This is a genomic window from Variovorax sp. S12S4, assembly GCF_023195515.1.
Taxonomy (GTDB): domain Bacteria; phylum Pseudomonadota; class Gammaproteobacteria; order Burkholderiales; family Burkholderiaceae_C; genus Variovorax.
Map to the genome: position 1 here is coordinate 4,824,499 of NZ_JALPKR020000002.1, position 20,977 is coordinate 4,845,475.

Consider the following 20,977-nt stretch of genomic DNA (forward strand, 5'->3'; position numbering starts at 1 on the left):
GACTACGCAACCTTGCGGCGCCGGGGGAGCTCCGCCGAAATCAGGCGCATGTGATCGGTGAACGCGTTTTCCACGAACGCTTCCAGCCAGGCCTCCTCACCTGTCACGTCTTCCCAGTCTTCACCGTGAGCCAGGTTGAGCAGGATCATCTCCACCGACAGCGCCAGATGCTGCATGGGGAAGTTGGGTTCGCCGCCATAGTCCCGCGGCAGCAGCGCGTTCATCACGCGCCAGACGGTGGGGGCGCAGTGGGCCAGACGTTCGCCGCGCGCATACGCCTCGGGCGCGAAGTGCGCCAGATAGGACACCCCCGAGCGCTTGGGCCATTCGCTCGCGAAGTCGTAGCCCTCCAGAACGAACTTGATTTCCTCTTCGCAGGTCAGGCCCGAAAACGGCGCATGAGCAACCATGAACCGGGCGGCGACGTGCGCGTGATCGGAGTGGGACATCAGCTCGTAGTGGTAGCCCATCTGATGCGACGAGACCGTATACACGCTGAGACGATGTTGCTGATCATCCAGCAGGTTCTGCAGCCCGAGAATCCAGTTCCACTCCTCGAGCGTCATCGATTGCGCCTCATCGATCAGGAGCGCCACGAAATTGCTGCCGCAGGCCTTCGCGGTCGACATGAGGTGCTCCGCAAACATGGTATGGCGCTTCGCACAGGTATGCCGGTCGTTCGCGTACCGGTGGCCGGTCGCCACCAACAAGGCTTTCCAGAACTCGGTCGGGCTTTTCTGGATTCCCGGAACGCGGGACCACATGTGCAGGGGGATGGCTCTGCCGAATCGCTGCTGCAGAAGATCAAGCAGATGCCAGCGCATGCCCTTGCTTTTGCCGAAGCGGGACGGTCCGTAGATGCTGCCGCCCGTCTTTTTGCGGGCGATCCAGTCGCCCAGCGTGCGGGCCATGCCCTCGATCGGGGGTGTGGACGGCATACTGCTGCTGCAGGATCGGATGGTTGCTGTCGACATGCCGGGGCAACGGGCTGTCGAGGTGTTTGTCAAGCAGACCGGACATGGCGCGCCTACTTGCTTGCGGCCATGCGGTGCATGGGCAGGCTCTTTGGCGCGGGGGCCGGGTTGCAAGGGGGCGCTGGCGACGCCCTGCAGCTGGTGCAGGCGGTGGAACGCCCGGTCCCCCGTCGTTTGCTTCCGCGCGAGACTCGCGCTCTTCGTCCAAGCGGTCCCGGGCCAGTGCCGTGTGGATCAAAGGGTTGGCATCTTCACCGCGACGCGCCAGCGCGGTCTTGATCCGACGCATGGCCAGGTAGGCCGGATGAGGCGGCAACTTGCGCCCAGGTGCGGATTCTGCGAAGTTGATGAACGCCGAGATAGGATCCTCGCCGGCCGCGACGCGGAACCTGTGGTCGTGGATCAAAGCTTGCACGGCTTTGCGGATCGCGAGCGAATGCGGCAGGCCGTTCCAAGGTGCTGCCGCGCGCAGCAGACCCAGCGAATGCCCACTGGCCGTTGCTGCCTTGACAAACCGTGCGTCATCCTCCAGATGGTTCGTCACGGCGATCTTCGTGCCCACGAGGTCGTGGCGTCCGATCAGGATTTCGCCGCTATAGCTCGCGCCAAAAAAGTTGACGAAGGGCCGGCGCCCTTCGCGGTGGCCGCCTTTGACCACGCACAGCTTGGTCACGCTCAACAGGCCGCTCACCAGATGCGGGTCCGCGCGGCGGATCGGTGGTGCCTCGTCGCGGGTCGTCGCAAAATCCAGCGCCTGCAGCGGCGAGCGGTAACCCAGCCCGGCGTGCGCCGTCGCGTTGTAGTTCGCGATCAGCACATCCAGCAGGTCCTCCAGGTACTCGAGCTGGAACTCGCTGGCGATCGCGACCTGCGCAGGATCGCGTCCCTTCTTGTCGGACGGCTTGCTTCCGGTCGAATTCGTCATGCGATTGAGCGATCGCACACCCAAGGTACGGAAGAAGCTTTCGATGAAGGGCCTGTCATCCTTCAGCCGCCGTGATGCAAAGCCGCGCGAAGGATCCACCAGCGTCGAGCCCACGACATTGCGCAGCGCGTCCGTGACTGTTTTGCACGTCTCCGCCAGCGCCCCGTCCACGCTCATCTCGTCCCAGCAAAGGCCCATGTAGCGCTCGTCATGCCCCGAAGGCAGCGCTGCGTCGTCTGCATAGCGGACGTTGCCCATCGACAGTTCCCTGGATTCCCAGAAGGTCAAGGCGGACTTGATCGCGCGGAGCACGTCTTGTTTGTCGACTTCCGGGTTCATGCTCAGGTAGTAGCCGAGCACTGCGCGGCTGTAGATCTCGACGATGACGATCACCCAGAGGCGCCGAACGATCTTCGGGGTATGGCCGCCCAGCGGATGCGGAACCAGGATGCAGAAAATTCCATTCAGCTTGTGAGCGTCCATCTCGACGCGCTGATACGGCCGGAACTTCGGCCGATCCACGCCGTCGCCCGCCTTGAGTTTGTCGGCCAGGGATTTGCCGCCGATCAGGTGCGCGGCTTTCGCGGGATTAGCCCGCATCAACTGCTCCAGATACCGCGCCACCGCCGAGTAGCCCATGGACCGCGTCGAAAACGGCCACTCGTTGCGAACCTCATACCCGAGTTTGCGCAATTCAGCCAGAAACCATTGCCAGATTACGTTGAGGGGTTTGTTGATTTGCTTGAGCTTGCCGGGCGATGCGGGCTGAAAAATATATTTGCGGAACCGCCGCTCGAAATCCGGCTCGCGAAGCAACAAGGATTGCAGGCTTCCGGCGCAACCCCGGCCAAATGGGTCCGGCTGGACTTTCTTCTTGCGCACATAGGGTTCGATCCGGTAGTACCGGACCAACGCTCTCCAGCCGTAAATCCTCCCGTCCGAGTGGATTTTCATGCACCGACGAATCAGCCGTTCGATCCAACGAACGCCGACGCCGGACGCGGCCCTGATTGCTTCGTGGTCGGCCCCTTCGATATAGAGGCGAATGCCGTTTTTCCGGCTCAGGTAGGTATCGAGCTTTTTCTGACTGAGCCCGCTCACTTCCAGATCTGGCCAATGGGCGAGATTGAAGTCATGCTGGTCCGTGATCCCGACCAAGTGGCGTCCGGTATGAAATGGGACAGCCTCCGGCCCCCCCACTCCTGCGCCTGCAGGAACCAAACAGGCCTTCGCACTGAGCGGGGGCCGATGCAGCTCCGCGCCGGGAGGGGAATGACCCATGACGCCCGAGGCGTCGAACAGGGTTTGAACATTACTGAACTGATGCAGAGAGCTTGCAGGTGACATGGTGTGTGCCGGCCACTCAAGAATTGCAAAAACTCCGGAAAAGCATCTCCCCCGCCCTTGACGACACGCTTTTTGAGGCGTATTGTTCAAAGCAACACTTGTCGAAGTGGATTGCCAACCGGATGCTCCCGCGCTGCGCTAACAGCGCGGGGGTTTCTTTGCGATTTACATGATCGAGCCTGGACCGTTGTTGAAGATTCGGTCATTCAAGCTCAAAAACTCCCTCATTGCAACTGTCCGCGCGATTTGCGCGCGGACAACGCACGCGTGACAACCGGAGAGAATCCGGCGCACCCCTCAATTGAGTTGTCGAATAGGTTTAATTCGGAGTTGCCGTATAAATTGATATAGCGACTGTCAATTAGGTTTTGTCGAATGGCGACAAACCGCGTGAGCAAACGCTGTTTGAACAAGCAATTCGCTTGTTTGATCAGCGCATTCGGGAATGTTGGTCTGGCGAGGAAACAGCCCGCTTGCCGGGCTGTCGGCGGCTCACTGGCCGCCGGACTTCTCGCGCCGCCGCAGCGAGCTCTTGTCTTTTCAGCCAGCGAGCCTGCCACGCAGAGCGGCGCAGACTGAGATGGTCAGCGACGACTCACGACCAAACCGTAAATGACCAGGACCACGATCGCTCCGAGAACGGAGGCAATGAACCCAGCGCCTGCCCCTGCGGTGTACCACCCCATCGCTTGCCCGAGATATGTGGCAAGCAGAGAGCCGACGATGCCCAGCACGGCGGTCAGGATGAAACCCATGGCCTGCTTGCCTGGCAACAATGCACGAGCGACCAGTCCGGCGATGAAGCCAATGAGGATGGTCCAGATGATTCCCATGTGATTCCTGCTGAAAGACTAGTGAATGTGAGGCGGCTCAGGCGACGGCCATTTCGCCCATCAGTTCTTCCTTGCGCGCCGTGAGAAGGTCGCGCATGCCAACCAGGTCCAGCTTGCGTGCGGCGCGAGCCTTCACAAAGATCTCGTTGCGTTCTTCCTTGACATGGTGATCAATGTACTCGCCGAGGACCGTGACCTTGGCGTCGAACATGTCGTCCACTTCCGCCGCCGCCTGGATTTGTGCGATCAGGTCCTTCGCACCGGCGTGTTCCACCTCGGCCTCATCGAGCAGGTCCGTGTCCTTGATGGCTTCGCGCAGCGCCGGATAGAAGATCTCTTCTTCGATCTGCGCATGAATCGTCAACTCCATGCAGATCTCGTTGGCAAGGTCGCGTTTCTTCTGCGCGGCGCTCGCGGCGCGCGACTTGGTCAAGGCTTCATAGTCCTTGAACATGGCTTTGACCTTGCGGTGATCCGCGTCGAGAAGGGTGCATGCATCTGCGGGGGCACGGGTCGTGGGCATCTTGGCTCCTGTGTGTGTGAGGGCCCGACGTTGCCTTGCACTGGTTCGCGAGCACGTAGGACGCGGCCACTGCGCGCAGAGAGACTTCGCTGCCAGAGCCGGACCGCGCGGCCGTCTGTTCCTTGCAGCACCGCTCTTCGTTATCCTTCGGGTCAAAGAAGGAGCACCCATGGATGAATGGCTCGCGGGCAAGTTCGGCTACGACGGCACGGCGATGCGCGAGCGAGGGCGCGAGCTTTGGTGGCTCGGATGGACAGCCGCGATCTTCGGCGTGATCCCGCTGATCGTCATCTGGAGCATGGTCCGGCTGCCACGGGAATCGATGCTGGCGGGGCTGACGTCGTCGATTCCGGGCTGGGCGCCTGCGGCCGCCATGGCGCTCCTGTACGTGGGCCTGATGCTGGCATGGGCCGGCTGGTACATCCGCCGTATCGGCAAGCGCATCCGAAACGGGAACTAGCCGCGCCGGGGTCGCTACGAGCCGCCCCCGCCGAGCCGGCCGCCCAAGTCCCGGGCGAAGGCCACATACCAATCGATGCATCCAGGTTCGGCCAGCACATCGCGGTTGATGACTTTTTCCGGTGCGTGGCCGAGGAGGAGTTTCTTGACGGCCAGCTCCAGCTTCCTGCCGATGATGGTCTTGGGCACCCCGGGAACCTGGAGGATTTCGTTGGGCACATGGCGGGCGCTTAAGGCCGTGCGCAACGCACGCCGGATCCGTTCCTCCAGCTCCGCGTCTAACGCGGTACCCGGCCGCAGCTGGACGAACAGCGCCATGTACGACGGCCAGGATGCCGCCGTGTCCGTGGACGATCGCCTTGGGCAGGCGCGTCGTGTCCAAGGAGTAGAGGATCCAGAGCGGGTTGTCGGCCGGTAGCGGCGCCGGCTGCGCTTGCGATGATGTCGAGAGCGCCTCTTCCCAGAGCACCGTCGTGCGCGCCGCCACCTGCGCGGGCATGCGCGCTGCGAATCGAGATGCGGAATCCAGACGATGCCGCTCACCGTCGGCAGCGCGCCGAGGATATCGTCGAGCGGCGCCCGGCGGTCGTATGGCTTGCCGCCGAACCGGTAGCCGTCGACGGCCACCAGAACCTTGGGCTCGATCTGCCGGAATCGGTCCTGGACACTGGCGAGCCCCATCTCCGGGGAGCACAGCGACCAGACCGCGCCGACGGATGTCCGCACTTGCGGGTCCAAGCCAGCGGTCTGACGACGCACCCTAATGTTCATCACTCAAGCGTCGCGTCAATGTCGTGGCAAAAACCGCCGACGTTTCCGCGGCGCCCCTGTGAACTCTCGGACCAGTTTTGAATACACAATCCAGGCGCCACCAGAACGAGAGCAGAGGGACAGGCGTCCACGCTTCGCATCAGCGTGTCAGCAACGACTCCTCTTGCAAACACCCCGCCACCTGTTGGATTTTTGAAGATGAATGAACTCGACCATTCCGCCGTCTTGACGTACTTCGCGTACGGCTCAAATATGTCCACGCACCGTCTGCAAGGCCGGGTGCCATCCGCACGTGCAATGGGTATAGCCCGTCTGGCGGGGCATCAACTTCGCTGGCACAAGATCAGCAAGAAGGACGGTTCTGGAAAGTGCGACGTCATCGTCAGCGATGCTTTTGATGCGTCGGTGTACGGGGTGCTGTATGAAATCAAAGCCCTCGAAAAGTCCGCGCTTGATCGTTTCGAAGGCCTGGGTTTCGGTTATCAAGAGAAGAGTGTGGAGGTGGACCTCCAAGGAAAGATAGTCCAGGCTTTAACGTACTTCGCGACCAACACGGATGCTTCTCTGGTGCCGTGGACTTGGTACAGAGCGCACGTTGTCGCTGGCGCGAGAGAGCACGGGCTGCCCACCGCGTACATTGAAGCGCTTGAAGCCGTTGCCGCTGAAATCGATCCAGATCACGAACGCCATCATCAGGAAACCGCCATCCACGACCGACGTAGGTAGGTGTGCCCCGTACGGACGGTGAATTCTGCAAGTTGCATCTTGGAAAGAGGTCATGCCAAAAGTCCGTCACGTCGAAATCAGTACTTTTCGACTCTGCAGGGAATCGGCTCGCACATAAGAACGCGTAGAACTACCGATCTATGACGGCCAAGCCCTCGAGCAGCGAGAGTTTGGATGCTGCCCGAGCGTAAGGCGGCTCAGGCGCCTACCCCCGCGTCACGCCTCAACAGGATCATCTGCCAACAGCGCGCCCTCTACGTTGGCAGGAGCGTTCGCAAACAAAGATTTGAAATCGCCCTCATCCAAAATTGGAGCTGATCTCAGCTGGTCTTTGGCGGCATCAGCCGAAACATCCAATTCCGAAAATCGCCCGTCCAACTTGCGAAGATGTGCGTAGCAGCCGATATCTACAACAAAACCCTGAAAAGTTCCGGCTTGCGATTTATGGGTAAGAGCAGACGCAGTGCTATGAATGATTCTGTAGTCGAGAAGTCGATATATCAGGTGTCGAAAATTATCGTTCTGTTGAAGCGACTTTTCAGAGACTAGAAACGCGTTGGTTCCCTTCGATAGGCAAAACTCTCTAATGACGTAGATGCCACGCATCAAAACGTCCTGCTCCCCGCCTTCCGAGTCTTGTTTGAGCTCTTCAATTCGTTTTTCAAAATTTGATTTACTCATTAGCCGAACATCGTCCTTGCCGATTTTATCGTTTCCTTCGGATTGGGTAGTGCTGAGAACCTCTAAAAACAGCGATAAAGTATCTCGCGGTACTCCGCCGCCCGCCATTACAAGTCGATCAAACCCAGCGCCTTTAAACAAAGACCCAATATCACCGGCGGAAATTCCAACTGCTTTTCCGAATTCGTTCAGAATTTTTCTATTTTGCTCTCTGGTCTTAGGAAAATCGGCAAATGTATAGTCAATATTAATCGGTTGATAATCGTGACGCTCCTGAGCCCCAATTGGCTGATTGTCCAAATCCATATACAACGACGATGCATGACGCAGGGTCGCGATTTTAAAATACAGAGGTAGATCCTTGCAGAGGCGATGTATATAGTCGATCACGAATGGTTGGTCGGACTTTTTTAAATGATAGAGGTCGTCGATTTGCAAAAATACAGCTGTGACGGTCGACGAACGTTCAAACACTTCGCGCACTTGCTCTTTGAGACGCGGCAGCCAAACGTCGAGTTCCTTAAGCTTCTCGCTACGTAGTGAGAAACTTCGCTCGGTTTGCTGTGTTTGCTGAACCGAATTGCTCCCGCTCAAGTTGAACTGAGCAAAGTCGAGCTTGCCTCCTACCCCGGCCTCTACCTTGTCTGTAATTCCGGTTGTACTGGTGGCCTTCAGAGTTTCGTCTTGAACATCTGCCTTCGAGCGGAGCGAAGCGAGTTCAGCTCGAATATTTTGCACGACAAGTTTTGATGCCTTGCTTCTCCCGAACCATCCATGCAAATGTTTTTCCAGCTCACGAAAGAGAGCGTCCAATATTTCAATAAGAACATTGGGAAAGGAATGTCTTTTGAAATCCTCGCAGTTAAGGTACACCGAGCGTGTCTTGGTTTTTGCCAGTTGTGTTGTCGAATGATGAAGTAGCAAGGTTTTCCCACATCCTCGTCTCGCGAAGATTGTGTGATTTTGTTTGGAGCACACGTCGCCCACAACATTTGCCGAGTCCATATACGGCACAGGCTCGCTTGTATCTCGCTGAATTCGCAGGCCTTCAGTGATTTTTCGGCGTAGTTGATTTAGCTTCTTATCGGACAGTGCCATGAGCGCCTCTGATATGTTCACCAAGAGGCGGCGAACGGTAGGGAAAGACAGATCGTTACATGGCCGCGGTGCCCTGTCCACCTGTATGTCTCACCTTAGCGTAGGTACGTTCCCGACAGCAGCCCAGCTCTACACAGCGGACCCCGGACTGCACCAGGACCAACGCCCAACATTTCGGCGATCTGTGGCACTGTGTAGAAACCCGACCCACACGAATGCGGGACGAGCGGCGCTGGAACAACGGCTGCGCCGCTCCAAAGTGCCGAGCGCCGCGTACCGAGTCGCGACATTGGACAGTTGGGCCATGCGGCTAGGTCAACGCTTTCCTATGCGAAGCGGTCTGTCGAATACCGTTCTGCGCGTCGAAAGGGGCGGCGATGACTACCGAAAGATCCGGGAGGCCACGGTCGGTCTTCTGAACGCGAAACATCCGGACATAGCATTGCGTGCAACTTACTCCCGCGTGTTGGTCGACGAATATCAAGACTGCGACATGCTCCGGCACGCTCTCGTCGTTTCCCTTTCCAATGTGCTGCCGGTGACTGTGCTGGGAGATCCTCTCCAAGCCATCTTTGACTTCAACGGCCCCACCGTCCGTTGGAAGTCCGATGTTCAAACCGCGTTTCCGCCTCTTGGCCGGCTGTCGAGACCGTGGCGATGGGAGAACGCATCCGCTCCCGAACTTGGACAGTGGTTGCTCAAGGTCCGTCGTGACCTGTTGGATGAAGAACCAATTGATCTTGCCGCGGCACCATCAGAGGTCGTATGGATCGAGCTCTCGGGCAACGAGGACGAAAATCACAGGCAGCGAATGAAGGCGGCTCAGTCCAAGTCTCCTGTACACGGCGGATCGGTCGCGGTCATTCTTGACAGTTCCAACAAGAGGGCCAGCTCGATGCGGCAAGTAGAACGCCAGGCGCGCTGATGGTAGAGGCTCTGGACGTCAAGGATTTCATCACCTTCGCACGGAACTTCGATCCGACCCATTCGAAGGCGCTCGAGACCTTGGTCGAGTTTGCTTCAGAGATGATGACGGGCCTATCAGCGTCGCAGCTGCTTAAACGAGTGGCATCCCATCAAAGCAAGCTTTCGCGCACCCCGGCCAGCGCCCTTGAGCATTCGGCCCTAGCGTTTTCCAACCAGCGAGACTTCGGCGCTGCAGCGCGCATGTTGAACGATTTTCGGAACGCATCGGAAGTGAGAAAGTTCCGGCCCGAGGTTTTTAAGCTGTGCGTCAATGCCCTAGAAGCTGCTCATCGGGGTGGAACATTCTTGGAAGCGGCCATCAAGGCACGTGAGCGGAATCGGCACATGCCGAGATCCGTTCCCCGTCGTGCCATCGGAAGCACACTTCTCCTGAAGGGACTGGAGACCGATGTCGCGCTGCTTTTAGATCCACACAAGCTGAACCGCCGCCATCTCTACGTTGCCTTGACGCGCGGCAGTAGGAAGCTGGTGATCTGCTCCCCCACAGCGCTCTTGACACCCGCGCCTGAAACGCCAAAGAGATAACTTGCAAGGCGTTTTTCGCAACACCAGAAAAAGCACCTGTGAGCATGTGACGAGGAGCCGGGCAACGCCAAACCCATCGCGGAAACAGCGGCGCAATGCAGCAGATTCATACACATGCGGCAAGAACACCAGACCCGGCGAAATGAAGAGCCTGACAGCTGCGTAGATCTCGCGAACACAATTTACGAAGTGAGATTTCGCGAACACTTTTCTGCGAACTGGTAGGCCAAAAGCGTGTTCTTTAAAAACCGAATCAACCGTTATAAATCAACGACTTGCCAATGATCGCTAACGAACACATTTCTGCAAATAGACGGAGCTGTCTATTCGTCGTGCGACTTCAGGTCCCTCCTCACTCAAGGTAGCGGCCGCAGTCAGCCGGAGACCCATAGGTATGCAACCAGCCCACAACATGCCATTTACTTTCAAATGCGCCACGTGCAACGACATCCATGAGGGAATGCCGTCCTTTGGAGCTCGCGAGCCGCTCAGCTGTTTCACCGTGGAAAGGGTCGCGGAACTCTATTCCTCGATGATGCATGCGGACGAATAATGGCCCGGCATCGCCGCTCTCAGAATACGTGCTGGAACTTGCCTCGGCTCGGAGGTCGTGATGTCAGGCTTGGATCGCCCTACTCCATTTCGGCCTGAGTTGGCCGTAGCTTGGCTCGAAGCGGGCGTGCCATACGTCGAGGGGCGGCGGACCGCCACGCCCTCACCTTTCACTGCTTGACTGGAGAACGAGGCGCAAATGATCGAGCGTGTGCGGGTCACTTTCGAGTCGCGGGGCGTGGAATGCGCGGGATGCTTCTACTGGCCCGAGAAGCCGAGGGCGCCGTTGCCGTGCGTCGTTCTGTGCAACGGCTTTTCTGGGACCATGGACTGGATGCTGCCGCAATTTGCCGAAAGGTTTGCTTTAGCGGAAATCGCGGCTTTCACGTTCGACTATCGCCATTTTGGTGAAAGCCAGGGGCGCCCGCGGCAGCTCATCAGCGTCCGTCGGCAGCGGCAGGACATCATGGCCGCTCTTCGCTTTGTCCGCGCCCAGGCAAACATCGACACGGGGCGGATCGCGCTCTGGGGCACATCATTGGGCGGAGGTCACGTTATCGACATTGCCTCTCGCGATCCCGGGGTCGCCGCAGTCATCGCGCAGGTTCCCGGACTCGACTTCGTACGCAAGGAGGCGCGGGCAACGATCGCGATTCCGTCCTCGACAGTCGCGAGGCTGCTTGCCGCAGCCGCATGGGACGGGCTTCGGGGATTGCTCGGACTGTCTCCCTGCTATGTGAAGGTGTTCGGCCAACCTGGCGAGCTCGCGATATTCACCGAACCCGCGCTGCTGGAGAGATTTCATGCCCTGGTCCAAGGAAGCCCGACCTGGCGCAACGAATTCACGCCACGCTTCTATCTGGCGCCGCCCCGCTATCGCGACGGGACTGCCGAACGAATCAAGGCTCCCGTGCTCGTCGCCATCGCCGAAGAGGATGTCTATGCCAACCCCGCGTTCCAGGCTTGGGTCGGCGGGCGCGCGCCGAGCGGCGAAGTGAGGCGCTATCACGGCGGTCACTTCGATGTCTACCACGATCTTTTCGAAGAGGTGGTGCGTGATCAGATTGCATTTTTGGAGCGGTACGTCGCCGGGTAAGGCTCTTGGTTTCATTGGCTGTGTGACATTTGTGAACGTTCTTCACCATCGCGATGTACGCGGCACCGCACGGCAAGGCGTTGGTTGAGCGTCAGGGCTATTTCTCGCCCTCAGGAGTTGAAATGACTTTTTCCCGAGCCGCTCTCAAGTTGGGTGCCGCAAGTCTCGTTGCCGCCGCAGCCTTGTTCACCGCCGCATCGGCCAATGCGGGCACCAACTGGTCCATTGGGATCAACTTACCCGGCGTGGTCGTGAGCGAACCCGCACCGGTCTATTACGAGCCGGCGCCTGTCTACTCGAGGCCGGCCCCGACCTACTACCAGCCTGCGCAGCCGGTTTACTCCGTACCGGCACCTGTCTACTACGAACCTGGCTCTCGTTGGGAGGAGCGCCGCGCGCAACGCTGGGAAGAGCGCCGCGCGGAGCGCCGTGAGTGGCGTCGCCAGCAATGGGAACGCGAGCAGTACCGCCGCTACTACGAGGATCGCGATTGATGTTGGTGGTGCCGATCCGTGAAGGTCTTCCGAGAAGTCCTTCAGTGTGTCGATCCAGGCCAGCCCTGCTTGAGCTGCAGAAACTGCGTCAATGAAGAGCATTCGGGCATCTTCAGCGCCTCACCTTGGGGCTGGGACGTTCGAACCCCACATTCGCTCCCAGACCCACGCCAGTCCCAGCCGCACGTCTCCTCGCGACCCCTCGTTGCGCGGAACTACGGGACGCCACTCCCCGCCTTGCTCCTGTGCCACGACGAACGAGAAGCTGTAGTTCGGCTCCTGACCCATGCGCAAGTCCGTGACCCATGCCCGTCCGCCGCGTGCATGCACCTTGTAGAAGCCGTGCGAGAACGCCGCGAGCCGTTGTACAGGCGGCAGCGTGCTCACGGCCGCGGACACCGGCGGCGCGGCGAAACGCGCCCATTGGATCGGCCGGGAGCCGTCCAGTAGCGAGCGGAAGCCCTCGTCGTAGCTCCCGTCCGGTCGCATGGCCACGATGCGCCACAGCAATGTATTGAAGGGTGTTGGAGTGACCAGTATTGCGGCTGGCTGGGCCTCCCCGGCGAGCGACTCCTGCGCCATGGTGCGCACGTGCCATTGCGCAGCCGCACTCCACGCCAGGTAGGCAGTCGACAGCACAAGGCCCGCATGCACCGATGGCAGGCCCCGCCATTGGCGGCGCGTCACACCGAGGACTACGCCAGCCAGCAACGGTAGTGTGTAGAGCGGGTCAATGATGAAAATGCTGCCCACCCCGAAGGGGTAGTTGGTGAACGGCAGCAGCAACTGCGTGCCATAAACCGTCATCGCGTCCAGCAGCGGGTGCGTCACCAGGGCCAGCCACATCGCGAGCCACCAACGCCGGAATCCGGCTCGCTCGCCGTGCAGCAATGCGGGCAATCCGGCAAGCACGGGCGATGCGAGCGTCAGCCAGAACAGGGAATGCGACTCCGCACGGTGAAGCACCATGTTTCGCAAGGCGTCGCCTTGGTCGATCAACACATCCAGGTCGGGCAATGTGCCGGCCAACCCGCCCCAGAGAGCGGCCTTCCACGCGGCCGTGCGACGGCCCATGGTGGCCAGGCCGACCGATGCGCCCAAGACAATTTGAGAAACGGAGTCCACGGGCCAAGGCTAACCCAAGGTGGGTTGCGGCTGGACTTCAAATCGGCTCGGCGGATCATCATCAACACACACGTGCGCATCAAGGAAGCGGTGAGGTTCGGGGATCGCAGCTTGGGCCATGCACACGGGGATGATGCCCCCGACGCGAACTTTTGGAAGTGAGCCTCGCCTTTGATCAGGGTATCGACGACATCCAGCAGGAAGGTCGCGGCCAGCAGGCCGAAGAACCACGCACGGCGCGCGTAGAAATACTCTTCATAGCTTTCATAGTCTCGCAAGCTATCGGGGAACAACAACGCGCACAGAAGGAAGAGAACCACGGCGTAGCTGACGATGAAGGCATAGGTCCCGAATGTCCAACCTGTTGCTGCATTAGTCTCCTATCGGTTGGCCTCAACGAAGGGCCGGTTCCGGCCGAGCGCAAGCCTTGCTTTCATAGAGCGATTCTTTCCCAGCGCCTCTTGTACGCCCACTCGTAGTTTCCGAAAGCGTAGGAAAGAAATGCCTCAACCGCTTCGTCGGGTCCGACGATGTCGACGCAGCGGTAGTGCGCCGCGGTAGTCACCAATTGATGCTCCAGATGAAAGCCTTGTTCATCGGCGTAAACCTGCATGTAGGTGCCACCGCGCAGCTCCAAGACGGCGAACGGATCGGGTTTGCCAGGCAGTTCGGGGATGGCTCGGCGAATGTCGTCTTCATTGGCAGCACCAGCGAGTTCAAGGGCTGGGCATGAGAACGTCGCGCTCACATACTCAGCCCCTACGTCAAACAGGATGTACGAATCCGGCGCGGCCAGTTCGCTGCCAAGCAAAACGATCAGAAAGCAGTCGTCCGCAACCGCAGGTACATGAACAAGAACATGGCCATTCACCTTGCTGCGCCATGCGGTGACCGCGGCAGGGTCGATTTCGGCCCAGTCCCCTAGGCCCAGCGAACCCCAAACATCACGAGCCAGACCTAGCGCAGCGGCTTTCGCCCCATCCGAAATTTCAGCGCCCACCAGACCCCCGCTGACAAGGTCGAGATACTCTGCGATCTGCAGAAGCCGGGGTGATCGCTTTTTAGGCTTCTTAGAGAAGAACATCAGGTGAGATTCGACAGGAAAGAGCTTCCGTCCTTGAACTTGTTGCACAGCTATCCCGGAGCTGCTCTGACGGCATTGTGACGTTTTAGGTCCAGCCACCGGACAACGGCTCGATTTCCCCGGTGATGTCGCGCACCGTTCGAGTGAAGACCTTCAATGAGACGGACGCTCAAACTGAGCAAGATCTACGGCTCAACGGCTCGTCTTCACGATCAGCCTCACTGCGCTCCCCGCTCGCTCTAGGCAAGACGGATAAACCACGCTACTCGAAGTCGCCCGCTCCCAAAAGCATCGGGTTGGCGTCCGTGTACACGTCGCCGGCTGGCGCGAGCTCCAACACCTTGGCGTTGATCACCGCTCGATGGACCAGGTATGCATGAGCGAGATCCTTCTCGCCCGGTCCCGCTCCGAAGCAGGCTTCAAGCGTGGCGCGCGCAATGGCCACCGGTACCGATGTTTCGCCATCAATACGCTTGACCCGCACGAACAGCGTGGTGCCCCTGTCTTCCAGATTCACGAAGTCGCCGACGTCAACGCGCTCGTCCCTCTGTCCTGTCTGAGTTTCTACGCTCTTCGTCATTGGCATTCCTTTCTCGCACGCTGGTTGCTAGCAATGATCTCCGTGCGACCGTGTGCACGTGCCAGCCGGCGAGGCGTGCAAGCGCAGGACAAAGCCTCGGCGGCGGTGCCTATGACAGGCCCGTGGAGCCGGTTCGCGAGGAGCGGCGCGCGTCCCGCACGATCTGGCGGCTATGATCCGCCCGCCGCCGAAGAGCGGCCTGTCAGACCACGGAGCGAGGAGAAAAACCCATGATCGGTTTCGAGGCCCGCGTGCATCGTCGCGCTCTGGGAGTGTTCGCGCTGCTGGCGCTGGCTGGCCTGACAGCTTGCGTGGCGCCGCCGAGCTACAGGAATCGCCCCGTCGCAACGGGCGCACCGTCGACATTCGTGCTCGCGCATGCGGCGATCGTGGAGGAGCCGCGGCACGCCACCCGCCACCTCGACGAAGCGAAGACCATCGTCTACACGCAGACCCAGGGCGGCAGCCTGACGGCCGGCCTGGTGTTCGGTGCGCTGGGTGCGCTCGCCAACGTGGGCATGGTCGACAGCCAGACCGGCCTCGATGCGGCGCGCATGAAGGGCAAGCTCAGGCTCGAACCGCGGCAGTTGTTCCTCGATGCGGCGATCCGGCAGGGGCTTGAGCTCACCGACGCCAGCGGCACCGCCTCAACAGCTGCGACGGCCGCAACACCCTATCTATACCTCAGCAAATCGCCTGGTGGCAGGCTGCGGGCGGCTGCCGCAGTCCAGCTCGAACACGGCAGCGGGGCTGACCGGTGGTCGGGCCTGTACATGTACCAACTGCCCTCGGCGTACAGCCTCGACGACTTGGCCCGGCCCTCGGAGGACCTTCAGCGCAAGCTCGCTGCGGAGGCTGCGCAGGGCTTCGGCGAGCTTGCGGCCTTCATCGCCCGGGAGGAAGCCGGCACCAAGGATGCGCCTGCGAAGGCCCAACCCGAGCGGGAGTTCGTCTTCTCGACGGAGCTGCTGGCACCGGGCGGCGGGTATCCGATGCCTGCGCGCCTCATCGCAAGTTCGGAGGAGCTCGTGTGGTGCCGGACCTTCGAGGGCGTGTTTGCGCTGCGTCGCTCGAGCATGAAGATCCGGACCCGGGGTATCTGACTGGCGTTTCTTGCGCAGGGCCTTCGCTACCACTTCACCCGTACGCCGACCGATCCATTGACCGAGCTCTTCACCTTGGCACTTCCGCCCGAGGCCCAGAGCTTGCCCAACTCGCCGTAGAACGTGGTCGATGAGCCCAGCGCCAGTGTGAAGCCGCCTGCGAGTTCGGTGCTGGTGCCGCCGGTCGGTGCCGCGATATCGGTCCGGCTTGCACCATTGACGAAACGCGTAACATCCGCGCCGCTGGAAGCCTTGTAGACGTTGAACCGGCCGTAAGGCTGAAAGGTGCCGAGGCCGGTGCCGATCTCGCCCTTCACTCGCACGCCCGCTCGGGCCAGCCATCCGCTGTCGGCCTGCGGCTGCACCACCGCGCCGGTAATGGCCGCGTTGCTCAGATCCATGTGCTGATGAACGAGCTGCAGTTGCGGCTCGATGCGCCAGCCGCCGGCCCCCACCGGGAAGGACCGCCCCACCTCGACCGACCCCACCAGGCTGTTGCCTTTGCCGCCCACCCCGCCGCCCGGCAGCGGCTCGGCTGTGTAGCGGTGCCGGCCCGACTGCACCACCGCATCGGCGTAGAAGCCGCTCTCGCCTGTGTAGGTGCCATAGGCGCCCACGTACTGGCTGCGCAGGTCGTTGCGGCCCACTGCAAGGCCCGGTATGCCGCTCGCAAAGCCGTTCACGCGCGCGTCGCCGTCCAGCTGGCCGACGTAGATCCCGGCACGCCAGTGGCGCATCGAGAGCAGGTCCGTGCCGGCCTGAAAGCCTGTGAGGCGGCCCTTGCTGGTCGGCGACACCACCCCGCCCTGCCGGATGTCGAGGTCGGTGGAAAGCACGCGGGCCCAGGCACGGCGGCCAAGAGAATGGTCCGGTGTCGTCGCGTCGGCCTTCGCGCCTTCGTCGTCGCCCACACGCTTGCGCAGATCGCCGAGCATTGCAAGATTGCCCTGGCGCAGCTGGCCCGCCAGGGCGGCGTAGAGCGATGCCTCCGCGCGATAGGTGGTCACGGTCGCAGGCACGCCCGGCGCACCGGGCCCCGCGGGAGAAGCGATGCTCGAACGCAGAAACCAGTTTTCGCCGGCGCCGTTGGCATCGGCCGCATACAGGCGGTATTCATAGGCGCCCGCATCGACGTGGCCGCCGGCCAGCGAGAAGGCATCCTTGGTGGTCTGGGCCGTCGTGGTGGCGCCGTTGCGGGCGCTGATCACCTCGATGCCATTGCCGCTCGTGAGCGCGCCGAGCCCGCCCACACTGGCGATCTGCACCTGCGTACGGCCGCTGGCCGCGCCGCCGTCAAGCACCAGCCGGTCGGAGGGGCCATCTGCGCTCAGCGCGGTGCCAAGCCGCAGCACACCGTTGTGGCCAACGTAGCCGCCGGTGACCGTCAGCACGGCGCCGGGGGTTCCACCGGCCAGCGATACCGTGCCGTCGTTGGCGAGCGACGCGACGGCCTGGTCGAAGCCGGCGAGATCCAGCGTTGCCCCAGCCGCAACGCTGTGCCCCGACACCGCGCTCAGCGTGTTCGGTGCGCCTGCTCTCAATGTGCCCCGGGCCACCTGTGTCGCGCCCGTGTAGGTGTTGGCGCCGGACAGCGTGAGCGTGCCGGTGCCCTCCTTGGTGATGAAGCCGCCGCCCGTGATGGCACCCGCCAGGGTGCCGGAGAAAGCGCCGGTGTCGATGACCGGGTCGTTGTTGCCGGTCAGCAGGATGGGGTTGGCAATGGAGAGGCCGTCGGCCGCAAAGCCGAGCGTGGTGTCGTCGTCCATCGCGAGCACGCCGGTGCCCAGCGCCTGGTTGTGGCCGACGTTCAGGCGGCCCTGGTGCAGCGCCGTGCCGCCCGTGTAGGTGTTGGCGCCCGACAGGGTGAGAGTGCCGACGCCTCTTTTCACCAGCGAACCGCCAACGCCGGAGACCACGCCCGAGATCTCGGCGTCGGTGTCGAGTGTTCCGGTGGTCAGCGTTTTCGAACCCAGCAGCACTTGCCCCGGACCCGAGATGGCGCCGATGGACGTTCCGTTCGCCGTGAGCTGGCTCAGCCGAACGGCGCCACCGGCGTGGTTGACGATGGTGGCGTTCGGCGCCGTCACGCTGTCGGTGAAATCGATCATGCCGCCGGCCTGCGTGGCAAGCGTCACGCTCCCCATGTCGGCCGCGCCGCGAAAGAGCAGCGCCGCGCCACTTGCCACCGACACCGGCCCGCTGCCCAGCGCACCGGTCACGCTTGCGGAGAGCGTGCCGCCGTCGATTCGCGTGCCGCCGCTGTAGGTGTTGACCGCCGCAAGCTCGAGTTCGCCATCCCCGATCTTGCGCAGGCTGCCGGTGCCCGTCATGGTGCCGGCGTAGGTGCCCTTCCTGCCGGCCGCGCCCTGGTCGAAGGTGACCGTCGCGTCGTTGGCGATGTCGCCCTGGAGGCTGTCGGTCGTGCCCTGCAGCACGCCCGCCTTCACCACCGTGCCCCCGCTGTAGCTGTTGGCACCGGTGAGCACCAGCGTGCCAGTGCCCTGCTGCACCAGCGCGCCCTTGCCGTCGATCGCGCCCGCAAAGCTCACGACGTCGGAACGGTTGAACGCGAGCGTGCCCTCGTTGTGGACATTGCCCGTCAGCACGCCGTTTGCGGCGCCATCGCCGACCTGCAAGCGCGTGCCGCCCGCGAGGGAAATCGACGCGCCCTTGCCCGTCGCTTCGAGGGAGCCGGTGACCACCACGCCTTGCGCCACGTCGAGCGCAACGCTTCCGGCGGCGACATTGCCCGTGACCGCCAGGCCCTGCTGGTTGCGCAGGCTGAGCGCTCCGCCAACGCTGAAGTTGCCAACAGCGCCGATCAGGTTGGAACCGCTCAGCGTCGCGTCGCCGTCCACGCTGCCGGTCAGCGTGCCCGCCGTCACAACGCCCGCTCTCTGCAACACGCTGGCCTTGCTCGAGACGTTCAGGACATTCGCCGCGCTCACATCGGCCGCCAGGGAGATGCCGTCGCGCCCGGCCAGCGAAACGTTGCCGCCGCGAAGGCTGCTCGCAACATCGAGCGCTCCGCCGTTCGACGCGAGTGCAAGCCCGGCCGAACCTGTGTCGATGGCTGTTCCGGGAAGACTCAGCACGCCGCCGGCCACGAGGCTGACCGCCCCGTGCGTGCCATTGGCCAGTGTGGACACGGAGAGATCGCCGCTCGAGGCCACGGAGATGCTCGACCCGCGCAGCGACACGGCACCCCTGAAGTCGTTGTCCGCCCGGTCGAGTACGACATCGCCCGCCCCGGCGTCCACGGAAAAAGCGCCAAGTACGGAAAGCGCACCCGACTGCGCGACCTGGCCGCCGTTGCTGCGGGCATCGATGGACGATGCGGAACCCTGTCCGAGGTTGAGGTTTCCGTGGCTGGTGACGGTGAGGTCACCGGTGGCCAGCGTGCCCAGCGTGAGCGCGTTGCTGTCGTTGATTTGCGTGGTGCCGCCGCCCAGGCTCACGATGCCGCCGAAATCATTGGCCGCGTTGGTGAGCGTGATGGCGCTCGCACCCGCCTGCACAGCGAGCGACCCGCTGCCGGTGAAGATGCCGCTCATGGTCAGGTCACCCGCGCTGGCGATGCTCCCGGCGCCCTCGAGCGTCACGTCGCGCACGCTCGTGAAGGCGCCCGTGCTTTGGAGCATGCCGCCGCCACTCAGGCTCAGCGTGCCCGTCGCAATGCCCAGTGCGCCGTCGCCGGCCACGCGCAGAGTGCCGCCGCTGATTGCGGTGCCTCCCGCATAGGTGTTGACGCCCGTGAGTTCGAGCGTACCGCTGCCGGCCTGGCGCAGGCTGCCGCTGCCGCTGATGACTCCGCCGAAGCTCGATGCGTCGGAACGGTTGAACACCAGCGTGCCGTCGTTGACGACATTGCCCACGATGCTGCCGCTGGTGCCGCCCGCACCGATCTGCAGCGTCCCGGCGCTGATGGTCGTGCCGCCGGTGTAGGTGTTGTCGCCGGTCATCACGGTCGTCCCGCCGCCCGATTGCAGGACCCCGCCTTCGCCCGAGATGGCGAAGCCGGCCGAAAGCTGCTTGCCCGCGGCCGGCTGGAACTCGACGAGCCCGCTGCCGCGCACCGTGACGCCGCCGGCCACGCTGAGGCCGCCAGCGCTGAACGTCAGCGTGCCTGCCCCGCCCTGCCCGCCCGGCGCGGCGCCGGCAGAGCCGTTCCCGCCGGCACTGCCGCCCACGACAATGCTGCCCGCCACCAGGGTGCCGCCGTTCAGGTTCAGCCGGCCATCGCCGCCCGCGCCCCCGCTACCGCCCGCGGCATTGCCGCTGCCACCGCCTGCGCCGCCGCCCGATCCGCCCACCAGGACGGCACCGGTCACGGTGGTGGTCCCGGCTGCGATCGTGAGTTCACCCGCGCCGCCGCTGGTGCCGGCGCCGCCGGCGGCCGTGCCGCTCGCCCCGCCGCCGCCGCCACCTCCGCCGCCTATGCCGAGAGCACCGTTCACCGTGGCGTCGGCCGTGAAACTTGCACGGCTTACGCCGCCGTCCAGGGCGCCTGTGGCCACGCCAGTGGCTGCGCTCCCGCCGACCTTTGCGTCGAACGGACCTGTCGGGCCCTGCACACCATCGGCGCCCGCGCTGCCGCCGTTGTTTCCGGCGCCGCCCAGCCCGGCCGAGTCGGACCCGGCGTTGGCGCCGGCTCCGTCCGCGGCCGCGCCACCGGCCCCGCCGCTGTTGGAGCCGTACACAAAGCCCGCCGCACCGCCGCCGGCGCCGTACCCGCCCCCTCCGCCGCCAGCGCCGCCTCCTCCGCTGCCCCCGCCGCCGCCGCCGCCGATGCCCCCGCGCCTCCGCTGCCACCAATGCCGACAGCCGTCCCCGCCTCACCCGCGGTGCCGATCAACAGGTTTTGCGCCGTGGCAGGCGCCGCACCCAGCGCGGCGACCACGCTCATCACGGCGCTCCAGCGAAACCGTCGGCGTGCCGGGGCTGAAGCAGCGGCAAGGGGTTGGCCCGCCGCCGCGCTTCTCGCCTTGCCATGGATACGGGAAATTTCAGGCACGGCGACCCATGCCTGCAGCGCTTCATTCCAGCGGCTGAGAAAAGAACTGTTCATTGCGGCTATCACTAGTCAAAATCGCC

17 protein-coding genes and 2 pseudogenes are annotated in these 20,977 nt (G+C 62.6%); 7 read left to right on the forward strand and 12 right to left on the reverse strand.

Translation table 11 applies throughout. The features are described from left to right. Positions 1-2 precede the first annotated feature (2 nt). From M0765_RS23655 to M0765_RS23675, 5 genes are all read right to left on the reverse strand, one after another. Positions 3-911: an ATP-binding protein gene (locus M0765_RS23655; RefSeq protein ID WP_258506227.1), complete on the reverse strand. Its 909-nt coding sequence runs from the start codon at positions 909-911 to the stop codon at positions 3-5. Continuing rightward, entirely contained in the window at positions 805-3,057 is a 2,253-nt protein-coding gene (locus tag M0765_RS23660; protein WP_258506229.1) for a hypothetical protein, read from the reverse strand. Before M0765_RS23660 ends, M0765_RS23655 begins: the two co-directional genes overlap by 107 nt. 413 nt (positions 3,058-3,470) lie before the next feature. Next, the gene (locus M0765_RS23665) at positions 3,471-3,806 is read right to left on the reverse strand and encodes a hypothetical protein (protein ID WP_258506231.1); all 336 of its coding nucleotides are present in this window, start codon (positions 3,804-3,806) and stop codon (positions 3,471-3,473) included. A gap of 24 nt (positions 3,807-3,830) precedes the next feature. Next, the gene (locus M0765_RS23670; protein ID WP_258506232.1) at positions 3,831-4,079 is read right to left on the reverse strand and encodes a GlsB/YeaQ/YmgE family stress response membrane protein; all 249 of its coding nucleotides are present in this window, start codon (positions 4,077-4,079) and stop codon (positions 3,831-3,833) included. A gap of 37 nt (positions 4,080-4,116) precedes the next feature. Next, positions 4,117-4,602: a hemerythrin domain-containing protein gene (locus M0765_RS23675; protein WP_258506233.1), complete on the reverse strand. Its 486-nt coding sequence runs from the start codon at positions 4,600-4,602 to the stop codon at positions 4,117-4,119. 169 nt (positions 4,603-4,771) lie between these two features. On the opposite strand from M0765_RS23675, the gene M0765_RS23680 reads away from it, so the two are divergent. Next, on the forward strand, positions 4,772-5,062 hold the full coding sequence (locus M0765_RS23680) for a hypothetical protein (protein ID WP_258506234.1): 291 nt from the start codon (positions 4,772-4,774) through the stop codon (positions 5,060-5,062). A gap of 327 nt (positions 5,063-5,389) precedes the next feature. On the opposite strand, the pseudogene M0765_RS29565 reads toward M0765_RS23680, so the two are convergent. Next, positions 5,390-5,778, reverse strand: a pseudogene (locus tag M0765_RS29565) (acetoacetate--CoA ligase); the annotation flags it as partial. Positions 5,779-6,030: 252 nt separating this feature from the next. Between M0765_RS29565 and M0765_RS23690 the strand changes: the two are divergent. Next, entirely contained in the window at positions 6,031-6,558 is a 528-nt protein-coding gene (locus tag M0765_RS23690) for a gamma-glutamylcyclotransferase family protein (RefSeq protein ID WP_258506237.1), read from the forward strand. Between the two features lie 216 nt (positions 6,559-6,774). On the opposite strand, the gene M0765_RS23695 is transcribed toward M0765_RS23690, so the two are convergent. Then, positions 6,775-8,337: a hypothetical protein gene (locus tag M0765_RS23695; protein WP_258506239.1), complete on the reverse strand. Its 1,563-nt coding sequence runs from the start codon at positions 8,335-8,337 to the stop codon at positions 6,775-6,777. Positions 8,338-8,665: 328 nt separating this feature from the next. Here M0765_RS23695 and M0765_RS23700 point away from each other — a divergent pair, with 328 nt between their 5' ends. The 4 genes from M0765_RS23700 to M0765_RS23715 all read left to right on the forward strand — a co-directional run bounded on the left by M0765_RS23700 (position 8,666) and on the right by M0765_RS23715 (position 11,991). Next, positions 8,666-9,262 (forward strand): UvrD-helicase domain-containing protein, encoded by a 597-nt coding sequence (locus M0765_RS23700; RefSeq protein WP_342456042.1) that lies wholly within the window; start codon positions 8,666-8,668, stop codon positions 9,260-9,262. Then, positions 9,262-9,849, forward strand: coding sequence for an ATP-binding domain-containing protein (locus tag M0765_RS23705; RefSeq protein ID WP_258506241.1), 588 nt, complete (start codon positions 9,262-9,264; stop codon positions 9,847-9,849). Before M0765_RS23700 ends, M0765_RS23705 begins: the two co-directional genes overlap by 1 nt. A gap of 751 nt (positions 9,850-10,600) precedes the next feature. Beyond that, the gene (locus M0765_RS23710; RefSeq protein WP_258506243.1) at positions 10,601-11,497 is read left to right on the forward strand and encodes an alpha/beta hydrolase; all 897 of its coding nucleotides are present in this window, start codon (positions 10,601-10,603) and stop codon (positions 11,495-11,497) included. A 122-nt stretch (positions 11,498-11,619) separates the two neighbouring features. Beyond that, the gene (locus tag M0765_RS23715) at positions 11,620-11,991 is read left to right on the forward strand and encodes a hypothetical protein (RefSeq protein WP_258506245.1); all 372 of its coding nucleotides are present in this window, start codon (positions 11,620-11,622) and stop codon (positions 11,989-11,991) included. Positions 11,992-12,111: 120 nt separating this feature from the next. Here the strand turns inward: M0765_RS23715 and M0765_RS23720 are convergent, their stop codons facing one another. The 3 genes from M0765_RS23720 to M0765_RS23730 form a co-directional block, all read right to left on the reverse strand. Continuing rightward, positions 12,112-13,116: a metal-dependent hydrolase gene (locus tag M0765_RS23720; RefSeq protein ID WP_258506247.1), complete on the reverse strand. Its 1,005-nt coding sequence runs from the start codon at positions 13,114-13,116 to the stop codon at positions 12,112-12,114. A 433-nt stretch (positions 13,117-13,549) separates the two neighbouring features. Beyond that, positions 13,550-14,248 (reverse strand): hypothetical protein, encoded by a 699-nt coding sequence (locus tag M0765_RS23725; RefSeq protein WP_258506250.1) that lies wholly within the window; start codon positions 14,246-14,248, stop codon positions 13,550-13,552. Between the two features lie 214 nt (positions 14,249-14,462). Then, a complete protein-coding gene (locus tag M0765_RS23730; protein ID WP_258506251.1) occupies positions 14,463-14,780 on the reverse strand; it encodes a hypothetical protein in 318 nt (105 codons plus the stop codon). A 230-nt stretch (positions 14,781-15,010) separates the two neighbouring features. On the opposite strand from M0765_RS23730, the gene M0765_RS23735 reads away from it, so the two are divergent. Then, complete coding sequence (locus tag M0765_RS23735) at positions 15,011-15,883, forward strand: hypothetical protein (protein ID WP_258506252.1); 873 nt, start codon at positions 15,011-15,013, stop codon at positions 15,881-15,883. Between the two features lie 26 nt (positions 15,884-15,909). Here M0765_RS23735 and M0765_RS23740 read toward each other — a convergent pair whose 3' ends face one another. Further along, positions 15,910-20,583, reverse strand: a complete 4,674-nt coding sequence (locus tag M0765_RS23740; protein WP_258506253.1) for an autotransporter outer membrane beta-barrel domain-containing protein — start codon at positions 20,581-20,583, stop codon at positions 15,910-15,912. A gap of 251 nt (positions 20,584-20,834) precedes the next feature. Then, positions 20,835-20,951: pseudogene (locus tag M0765_RS29570) on the reverse strand (ESPR-type extended signal peptide-containing protein); the annotation flags it as partial. Positions 20,952-20,977 lie beyond the last annotated feature (26 nt).

Excerpts from the sequence above, each read along its gene's own strand:
- M0765_RS23655 (WP_258506227.1), bottom strand. The coding sequence starts at position 911 with ATGGCCCGCACGCTGGGCGACTGGATCGCCCGCAAAAAGACGGGCGGC.
- M0765_RS23670 (WP_258506232.1), bottom strand. The coding sequence starts at position 4,079 with ATGGGAATCATCTGGACCATCCTCATTGGCTTCATCGCCGGACTGGTC.
- M0765_RS23675 (WP_258506233.1), bottom strand. The coding sequence starts at position 4,602 with ATGCCCACGACCCGTGCCCCCGCAGATGCATGCACCCTTCTCGACGCG.
- M0765_RS23680 (WP_258506234.1), top strand. The coding sequence starts at position 4,772 with ATGGATGAATGGCTCGCGGGCAAGTTCGGCTACGACGGCACGGCGATG.
- M0765_RS23690 (WP_258506237.1), top strand. The coding sequence starts at position 6,031 with ATGAATGAACTCGACCATTCCGCCGTCTTGACGTACTTCGCGTACGGC.
- M0765_RS23695 (WP_258506239.1), bottom strand. The coding sequence starts at position 8,337 with ATGGCACTGTCCGATAAGAAGCTAAATCAACTACGCCGAAAAATCACT.
- M0765_RS23700 (WP_342456042.1), top strand. The coding sequence starts at position 8,666 with ATGCGAAGCGGTCTGTCGAATACCGTTCTGCGCGTCGAAAGGGGCGGC.
- M0765_RS23705 (WP_258506241.1), top strand. The coding sequence starts at position 9,262 with ATGGTAGAGGCTCTGGACGTCAAGGATTTCATCACCTTCGCACGGAAC.
- M0765_RS23710 (WP_258506243.1), top strand. The coding sequence starts at position 10,601 with ATGATCGAGCGTGTGCGGGTCACTTTCGAGTCGCGGGGCGTGGAATGC.
- M0765_RS23715 (WP_258506245.1), top strand. The coding sequence starts at position 11,620 with ATGACTTTTTCCCGAGCCGCTCTCAAGTTGGGTGCCGCAAGTCTCGTT.
- M0765_RS23730 (WP_258506251.1), bottom strand. The coding sequence starts at position 14,780 with ATGACGAAGAGCGTAGAAACTCAGACAGGACAGAGGGACGAGCGCGTT.
- M0765_RS23735 (WP_258506252.1), top strand. The coding sequence starts at position 15,011 with ATGATCGGTTTCGAGGCCCGCGTGCATCGTCGCGCTCTGGGAGTGTTC.